Source organism: Bacillota bacterium, from assembly GCA_013314855.1.
Lineage (GTDB): Bacteria > Bacillota > Clostridia > Acetivibrionales > DUMC01 > Ch48.
Map to the genome: position 1 here is coordinate 1 of JABUEW010000174.1, position 6234 is coordinate 6234.

The 6234-nt window shown below is 40.1% G+C and carries 11 protein-coding genes and 1 pseudogene; 3 read left to right on the forward strand and 9 right to left on the reverse strand.

Going from position 1 to position 6234, the window contains the following annotated elements; all coding sequences use genetic code 11:
* Positions 1-162 (reverse strand): HEPN domain-containing protein (locus tag HPY74_19075; GenBank protein NSW92715.1); only part of this gene is annotated, 162 nt, incomplete at its 3' end.
* A 433-nt stretch (positions 163-595) separates the two neighbouring features.
* Between HPY74_19075 and HPY74_19080 the strand changes: the two genes are divergently transcribed.
* Genes HPY74_19080 through HPY74_19090 form a run of 3 tightly spaced genes read left to right on the forward strand, consistent with a single transcriptional unit; the run spans position 596 to position 1532 of the window.
* Positions 596-988, forward strand: coding sequence for a hypothetical protein (locus HPY74_19080; protein ID NSW92716.1), 393 nt, complete (start codon positions 596-598; stop codon positions 986-988).
* An 8-nt stretch (positions 989-996) separates the two neighbouring features.
* Positions 997-1293 carry an AAA family ATPase gene (locus tag HPY74_19085; protein NSW92717.1) on the forward strand — a complete coding sequence of 99 codons (297 nt, stop codon included), beginning with the start codon at positions 997-999 and terminating at the stop codon, positions 1291-1293.
* Positions 1290-1532 carry a hypothetical protein gene (locus tag HPY74_19090; GenBank protein NSW92718.1) on the forward strand — a complete coding sequence of 81 codons (243 nt, stop codon included), beginning with the start codon at positions 1290-1292 and terminating at the stop codon, positions 1530-1532. The genes HPY74_19085 and HPY74_19090 overlap by 4 nt, the downstream gene beginning before the upstream one ends.
* Positions 1533-1674: 142 nt before the next feature.
* On the opposite strand, the pseudogene HPY74_19095 reads toward HPY74_19090, so the two are convergent.
* The 8 genes and pseudogenes from HPY74_19095 to HPY74_19130 all read right to left on the reverse strand — a co-directional run bounded on the left by HPY74_19095 (position 1675) and on the right by HPY74_19130 (position 6068).
* Positions 1675-2220 (reverse strand): annotated as a pseudogene (locus tag HPY74_19095) (P-loop NTPase).
* A gap of 32 nt (positions 2221-2252) precedes the next feature.
* Positions 2253-2642 carry an iron-sulfur cluster assembly scaffold protein gene (locus tag HPY74_19100; GenBank protein NSW92719.1) on the reverse strand — a complete coding sequence of 130 codons (390 nt, stop codon included), beginning with the start codon at positions 2640-2642 and terminating at the stop codon, positions 2253-2255.
* A gap of 21 nt (positions 2643-2663) precedes the next feature.
* On the reverse strand, positions 2664-4100 hold the full coding sequence (gene scfB, locus HPY74_19105; protein NSW92720.1) for a thioether cross-link-forming SCIFF peptide maturase: 1437 nt from the start codon (positions 4098-4100) through the stop codon (positions 2664-2666).
* 26 nt (positions 4101-4126) lie between these two features.
* Positions 4127-4450, reverse strand: a complete 324-nt coding sequence (locus HPY74_19110) for a hypothetical protein (GenBank protein NSW92721.1) — start codon at positions 4448-4450, stop codon at positions 4127-4129.
* 222 nt (positions 4451-4672) lie between these two features.
* On the reverse strand, positions 4673-4873 hold the full coding sequence (locus HPY74_19115; GenBank protein NSW92722.1) for a 50S ribosome-binding GTPase: 201 nt from the start codon (positions 4871-4873) through the stop codon (positions 4673-4675).
* Complete coding sequence (locus HPY74_19120; protein NSW92723.1) at positions 4870-5085, reverse strand: ferrous iron transport protein A; 216 nt, start codon at positions 5083-5085, stop codon at positions 4870-4872. Before HPY74_19120 ends, HPY74_19115 begins: the two co-directional genes overlap by 4 nt.
* Positions 5086-5302: 217 nt before the next feature.
* Positions 5303-5737, reverse strand: coding sequence for a transcriptional repressor (locus HPY74_19125; GenBank protein NSW92724.1), 435 nt, complete (start codon positions 5735-5737; stop codon positions 5303-5305).
* A gap of 106 nt (positions 5738-5843) precedes the next feature.
* Positions 5844-6068, reverse strand: a complete 225-nt coding sequence (locus HPY74_19130; GenBank protein NSW92725.1) for a DUF5320 domain-containing protein — start codon at positions 6066-6068, stop codon at positions 5844-5846.
* Positions 6069-6234 lie beyond the last annotated feature (166 nt).

A 6234-nucleotide genomic window follows, 5' to 3' on the forward strand; every position in this document is an offset into this window, starting at 1 on the left:
AACCTCATCCTTCTTCTCCTGATACAACGCCTTAAGTGCCTTCTCCAGGCACATATGGCACATGAACACAGCATAGAAATATCGTCCGCCGGATATCATGTATTTGGCTGTATCTAAATCGTATTCTGCTTGTTTCATCCATTCAGCAGCTTTATCCTTCATTTCTTTTTACCACCTTTTTTGGCTTCTATTTCATTTATTAAATCCATTGTAACAATTCCAGTTGTTTTAGCCATTCAAATTCACCTTAATATCACTTGCACCGGAACTCACAACCATTTACACCGGATGTTCCTGAGAGATTAAGAGTCACGATGCTACAATAAACTTAGATGATTTAATTGTACCATCCAGTAATGCCTAAGTCAATTTAGTGAACGCATGCGGTGTGTTTATTTTATAATAATGTCATCGGCAAAACAATTATAGAGTCAATCCCTTTTATTCAAACCAATCGTATATGTAATGTTAGCAGTCACCTTAATTTAGACTGAACACGCCTGAGGAGTCAAAATAAATCCGACTGAAAATTCTTTTAAACACAACAGTATTTTGTTATAGTTTATGATATAATAGAGAAAAAAGGAGAAAAAAAATGGCTTCTCCAAGACACCGGTCAAGTGAGAAGTCATTAACTTTTAAAATTAACATAAATAGAATACATCATCAATCAAATAATTGCAACAACTGGATAAAGAAAGATTTCGAAAATATCTGCACAGAGCTTGGCGAATGTCCCTTATGTGCTTCTATTCATAGTTTTTCATTTAAAAGGCTGGAATATGTATGGAAATGGGACGTATCAATACCACAGCAGTGGCAGTATGGGGATTGGGAAAGTATAAAGTTGTTTCCGGTGCATGTACCGCTGCCCATAGTAAGATGTGAGGCATGTGGGAAATATTTTAGAGTTGAACCTGAATTTTTGATAAAGGGTACAATTCTTACTGTTCCTGCACTTGTTTTCGTGGTATTTACATATCCATAGCTTCTGCATTGGGTGTAAATACATCATGGTTTGGAGCTGATGCCATGAAAGTGGCCGACCTTTTGACATACTCATATACAGAATCAAACCGTCCTAATTTGCTTCTGATCGATGAAGCACACATTCTCACACCACAGTGTTTAAATGAACTACGATTGCTTACCAATGCCGCTGTAAAGCATGAAGCTGTCATCACCATGATTTTGTTTGGACAACCGTCCCTGGCAACAACTCTCAAGCTTCCTGCTATGATACCGCTTGCACAGAGGATTGGATTGGTACATGGATTACCATGGAGGGCTTGAATGAAGAAGAGACGGGAGAATATATTGACTGGCATATGAAAAACGCCGGCTCAAGCAATGAAGTATTCCCTGCAGCAACTAAAAAAGCAATTTTCAGAAGGTCTCAAGGCATACCGAGAATGATTAACCGTCTTGCCCTTGAGTGCCTGAATGAAGCCTGTATAGAGGGTACAAAAGTGATATCCGAAGAGTTATTTGCCAGGGTATGCAAAAATCTTGGCCCTCACTTGTCAAATTAGGAGGTGGGAGCTTTGAACATAATGATTAACAAGGAATACCTGGATGACCTTGTGTCAAACGCACAGGAAAACATCGGTTTTATATCCACTGCCATTACCATGTATGTCCGTGAAGATGAACTTGCAGGAATACTGGAAGGAAAACTAAATCCTGCGGCGAAGTCACAATGATAATCCCATCCAGGGGTATGGATTGGAATACTGTCAGTGGAACATCTCCCGTCCCCGGAGGCATATCAAAAAACAAATAATCGAGCTTGCCCCAAATTACATCGGTCCAGAACTGTTTTACTGTTCCTGCGATCAGCGGCCCTCTCCATATTACCGGTGCATCGTTCTTTTCCAGCAGCAGGTTGATAGACATGATTTTAATATCGTTATGCGTCCTGGCAGGATATATGCCGAATTCACCGGCATCAGCCCTGTAATTATCAGCACCGAATACCTTGGGGATAGAGGGACCGGTAATATCTGCATCCAGTATACCGATGTCATAGCCTTTCCTCCTCATTACAACACCCAGTAAGGAAGTTACAAGATATTTCCCCACTCCACCCTTGCCGCTCAAAACAGCCACTGTCCTCTTGATATCATTGAGTTCATGCGTTTTGCATATGAAATCCTTAGGATTATGCTTTTCTTCTCCCGGGCATCCGTTATTCCTGTCCTTTTCTGAAGCTTGCTTCATTTTCTCCACTCCTTCATTTAATAAATGATAAATTATTTGTTGATAGCTTTTCTACTATAGTAATTTTCAATAGCACTTCTTAAAGCTTTTACACCAAGATTTGAACAGTGCTTCTTGTTCTCAGGCAGACCGCCTAACGCCTCTACAATATCATCTTCAGTTATTTTCATCGCTTCCTGTATTGTCTTGCCTTTAGCCAGTTCGGTTGTCATGCTGCTTGTCGCTATTGCAGCGGCACATCCAAAAACAAGGAAACTGATATCTTCAATAATTTCGTTCCTTACCTTAATGTATATAGTCAGTGAATCCCCACAACCGGGATCACCGATTGTTCCTTCTCCATCCGCATCATTCATGCTTCCTACGTTTCGGGGACACATGAAATGCTCAATCATCGTATCAGTATACATCTCGTCGTACATAAAGCCCACTTCCTTAATAAATTAATTCGATTGAATACCACTTTCAGCATGCCGCAAAGCCTGTATCATGATGGCACACTCAATTCTTTTCTTTTGAAGCGTACATGCAATTTCATTTGGCTCAAGTATACTCCCGTTTGAATACCATGCGTTTGCATGGCAACCCCCGGCACAAAACAGCTTTGCCCAACAATCCCTGCATTTTTCTTTTGTAAGGATATTATTATTTTTAAAGCTTTGTTTAAGCTTTACATTACTGATCCCTTCAAACACATCCCCCATGATAAATTCTTTTTGGCCTACAAACTGATGGCAGGGATACAAATACCCCTCCGGTGATACAGCCAGATACTCAAATCCTGCTCCACAAGCATTTATTCTTTTATATACACAGGGTCCTTCATACAAGTTCAGGTTGAAGTGATAAAACCGGAAGCTGCTACCTTCTTGCAGGTATTTTAAATAGTCTGCCGCAAACTTTTCATATTCATTGAAAATATCCGGAACATCCTGTTCTTTAATAAACAATTCATCCCCTGCGCCAACAACCGGTTCAACCGAGATTTCCCTGAAGCCAAGGTCTGCCAAAAGCATTATATCTCTGGAAAAGTCCTTGTTCCTGGAAGTGAATGTACCTCGAACAAAATAGCTCTTTCCGTTTCTTCCACCGACAAGCTTTTGTGCAAGAGGCACAATTCTGTCATATGTACCTCTTCCCGCCCTGTCATACCGGATGGAGTCATGGACTTCTTTCCTTCCGTCAATGCTGATTACTACATTATCAATGTATTTATTGATAAAGTTAATTTTTTCTACGTCAAGCAGAGTCCCGTTTGTAGTAATGGTAAAATAGAACTTCTTTCCGGTTTTGTTTTCAAGCTCTCTTCCATAGGCAACAACCTCTTTGACCGTATCAAAGTTCATTAAAGGTTCTCCGCCGAAAAAGTCTATTTCAATATTATGCCTATATCCGGAATTATCCACAAGATAATCCACAGCCTTCAAGGCAATGTCCTTTGTCATTAACCTGCGGCCGCTTTTATAGTCCCCTTTGGAAGCAAAGCAATATTCACAACTTAAGTTGCAGTCATGGGATACATGCAAACACAAAGCTTTTATACCATCGGCACCTTTTTTTGCTAAGACCATTTCCTCAATATTCTGCGGGGTAGAAAAAAGAAGTCCCTGTTCTTTCAAGGATTTTATTTCATCATAAGCTTCCTTTATTTCTTCATAAGAATATCTTGTAAAAGGGGGACATTCCTCGACACCCAGTCCGTCAGCAGAATAAGTGTGTCCCCTTACCTTTTTCTTGAAATTCTTAATTACATCGTTTAACGGAATCAGTTCCTTCATTCCTGAAAGCAACTGGTAGCTTATATCATCAAGCACATGAATGCTGCCACTGTTCCCATCAACCGCAAAATTATAGCCATTCATTGTAAATGTATGAACCATTCATCTCATTTCCTTCTATGTAAAAATCAGATTTGTATTGTATCTCCCGCACATAGGGTAAGACAGCGGTCACCTAGAAAGCGTTTCATCTCACACATCGCCCCAAACCCTGTACAATGCAAAGGAACAACCCTTCGGATATTCATATCCATTATGTACTGGATAGTCATCTGTAGCCGTATGGGACTTACATTTTCAAGATGCATTCCGGCTACCAGAAGTTTGATGCTTTTATCCGGAATAAGCTTCTGTGCATACTTGAGGCTATTGATAACTCCCGGGTGACTGCACCCAAGAAAAACAGCTACTTCATCATCCTCAATATTGCTTTGCCGTCTTTTTCTATCCATAAACACAAACCGTGTTCTGCAAGCATCCCGCGTTTTCTGACTCTGTCATCAGTAAGAATATGTACTTTTAACATTTTTGTATCACTCCAATGTTTTATAAACCAAATAAGTATTATGGGCTTTCGCCCATTTAATATGCCAAAATAATAGCACTCTTTCACCAATCTGTCAATCATTACAAAGCATATAGGCTGCTTATATATAGGGCAAGTGCTCATATATTCACATATCTTCATTGGTATCAAGCTGATATATACCTGGAACATCTATAACTTCATATTTCTGTCCATTATATGTCAAATACCCTTTTGCATACTGCACCGTGGTTCCGGGATAATTTGACGTAGTGACGCTCACTCCTGTGAGATGGCTGAATATGGCACTCTTGCCGACATTGGGATTACCTATGAGAAGAATATTCATTGTTCGTCTACCTCCACAAGAATCCTTGACGCCATTCCATAGCCAACTGCAATTTCAGTATTTCCTACAGCTATTATGACAGGGCCACGTCCAATCAACGCACTCTTTTTTGTTATTTTGCCTCCTACTCTTATACCAAGTGCTTCAAGTCTTCTTAACATTCCGATGCCACCATATATTGATACAATTGTTCCCGACTGTGCATTTCGCATCGAAGTAAGTGCTAACTTTTGCTTTTGCAATTAGATGTCCCCTCCCTCATAATGTTATTGAATATCATTATCAATAAAACGGCTAAAAAATAATGCCTAACAATGAAATTTAAAATTTATATTGTATTATTGAGCAATCGCCCATTAATGACTCCAATAAAAATGTTAATACTGTTTTATGCTTATGTCAATAATATGCCGATTAGTTTTAAAACAATTATTTTCTGCATCTGCTGCAGTATCCATATATTTTCATTGGTTTACCAGTAACCTCAAATCCCTTGTCTTCCAGAACCAGGCTTTTGAATTCTTCAGCAATCTTATCATCTATTTCCTGCACCTGTCCGCATTTTAAGCAAATTAAATGATGGTGAATTGTTTTATCATATATTATCAACTCGTACCGTGCTGGTGAATTTTCCATCGACAATCTTGATACCAGTCCTATCTTTTCAAACAATTCCATAGTACGGTACACAGTCGCCAGTCCTATCCTTTTATTCTTATTTTCTTTTGCAGCAATTAGCTCATAAATACTTTCAGTTTCAAGATGATCTCCCCTGCAATTGTATAGGATCTGAAGGATGGCTTTTCTTTGAGGTGTAATCCTCAAATTGCGTTCCTTAAGCAGCTGATAAGCCTGGTTAAGCAAACCGGTCCACTCCTTTCGCGGTTACATATTTCACTCCCAAAGCAAAAGAAGCAAGCTTCGGAACCTGCTCCCGGGAATAATATGCACGAAATCTCAATATTAGTTTCTATTCCCGTATCATTTGAGCACCACACTTCGGGCATTTGATTGAATAGCAGGGGTTGCCCGGCTGATGGGGTATTCTGGTTTTACAATTCGGGCATATACAGTAGCCGCCCGGACCTGCTCCTGCACTGCTGCCTCCCATTCTTCCTCTGCCTCTGCCGATCCCAGCTCCTCTTCCGGTACCCGGGCCCTGCCCCATGGGGCCTGTTCCATCTCCAAACGGCATAGAATAAACCTCCTTCATCCCAATTACTCATGAGCATGGTCACACTCAGTTTTTTCAACGCCATATCCTCTTCCTGCACCGGGTGTACACAAACTTTCTCCACCTTCAAGCATACCTTTCTCAAGTTTTTCTATTACTTCATCAATGCTTCCATCCACACCCATAA